This is a genomic window from Streptomyces sp. CT34, from assembly GCF_000805335.1.
Taxonomy (GTDB): Bacteria; Actinomycetota; Actinomycetes; order Streptomycetales; family Streptomycetaceae; genus Streptomyces.
Genome location: NZ_KN708638.1, coordinates 3,138,504 through 3,140,356, shown reverse-complemented (window position 1 = coordinate 3,140,356; position 1,853 = coordinate 3,138,504). Strand labels below are relative to the sequence as shown.

General features: G+C 75.0%; 1 pseudogene. It reads left to right on the top strand.

The features are described 5' to 3' along the window. Positions 1-634 precede the first annotated feature (634 nt). A pseudogene (locus RZ84_RS13755) lies at positions 635-1,853 on the top strand (serine/threonine-protein kinase); the annotation flags it as partial.

Here is a 1,853-nt window from a genome sequence, read left to right as displayed (position 1 = left end):
CCCCGGCCCCCGCCACGGAGGCGGCGAGGGAGCCGGCCACCGATGCCAGGGCGGTCCCGGCGGGGGCCGTCACGAGCACGTCGCAGGCCCGCGTGGTGTGGCCGCTGCGCGGCCCGAGGACGGTCAGCCGGATCTGCATCGCCGTCTACGGTCCCTTCTGCCGGGGGATCCGGCAGGGGCTCAGCTCGCTCCCCCACGGCACCCGAGCACGTCGGCACGTACAAGTCCCATGTGCACGTCGCGACAGGAATCGCGCGCCCCCACCGCGTGCGTGCTGGGATGCATCCTCGCACCTGCCACTGACAACACGCCCGCCGCCCGCCGATTGATGATCTTGATTGGTCGTCCGACGGCGGAAAAGTGCCTGCTTACGCGCAGTGAATCGGACGTTTTCGATCACCGGTCATCAGGTCGGCGGCCGGCCACGGCGGTCCGTACGGTGTTGACCCGGCCGGCGGGCGCCGCTCCCGGCCCGGGCAACCAACGGCCCGGAACGCGCGTCTTCCCCACGAACCCCACCAGTGAGCGCCGCACCGGGATGTCTGTGCGGCGGCACTACAGTGGGGCGGACGGGCCGCGAGAGAGACCCAGAGCGGGCCGGGCAAGGATCGACCACGACCAGGGAGCGCATGACGTGCGGCCGGTAGGCAGCAAGTACCTGCTCGAGGAGCCGCTGGGGCGCGGCGCCACGGGCACCGTCTGGCGCGCCCGCCAGCGGGAGGCGGCGGGTGCCGAGGCCGCCGTGCCGGGACAGCCCGGCGAGACCGTCGCGATCAAGGTCCTCAAGGAGGAGCTGGCGTCCGACGCGGACGTGGTCATGCGGTTCCTGCGGGAGCGCTCCGTCCTGCTGCGGCTCACCCACCCCAACATCGTCCGCACCCGCGACCTGGTCGTCGAGGGCGATTTGCTGGCCCTGGTCATGGACCTGGTCGACGGCCCCGACCTGCACCGCTACCTCCGCGACAACGGTCCGTTCAGCCCGGTCGCGGCCTCGCTGCTGACCGCGCAGATCGCCGACGCGCTGGCCGCCAGCCACGCCGACGGCGTCGTGCACCGCGACCTCAAGCCCGCGAACGTGCTGCTCGCCGGCTCCGACGGCAGCGGCGAGATGCACCCGATGCTGACCGACTTCGGCATCGCGCGGCTCGCCGACTCCCCGGGCCTGACCCGTACGCACGAGTTCGTCGGCACCCCCGCCTACGTGGCGCCGGAGTCCGCCGAGGGCCGCCCGCAGACCTCCGCCGTGGACGTCTACGGCGCCGGCATCCTGCTGTACGAGCTGGTCACCGGCCGGCCCCCGTTCGCCGGCGCGACCGCCCTGGAGGTGCTGCACAAGCACCTCGGCGAGGAGCCGCGCAGACCCGGTTCGGTCCCCGAGCCGCTCTGGACGATCATCGAGCGCTGCCTGCGCAAGCAGCCGGACGAGCGCCCCAGCGCCGAGAACCTCGCCCGCGGGCTGCGCACCGTCTCGGCCGGCATCGGCGTGCACGCCACCCCGGCCCAGGCCGAGGCCGCGCTGGGCGTCGCCGCGCTGCTCGCGCCCGACCCGGCGCCCGCCACGGTCCCCGGTACGGGTGGCGGCCAGGGGGCGGGCGACGCCGCCCCCACCCAGGTGCTCCCGTCCAACGCCGGCTCCTACGACCCGGCCGCGGCGACCAGCGTGCTGCCGTCCACGGGCGCGCCCGGCGGCTCCGACCCGACCCGCGTCATGCCGCCGGTGCCCCCGATGCCCATGGGCGCGCCCGCGGCCGGCCCCCCGGAGCCCGAGGGCCCGCACCCGTGGGAGTCCCAGCTCCGTGCCGCCCGGGACCGCAACGAGCAGACCCAGGTGCAGTACCTCTCCCCGGAGGACG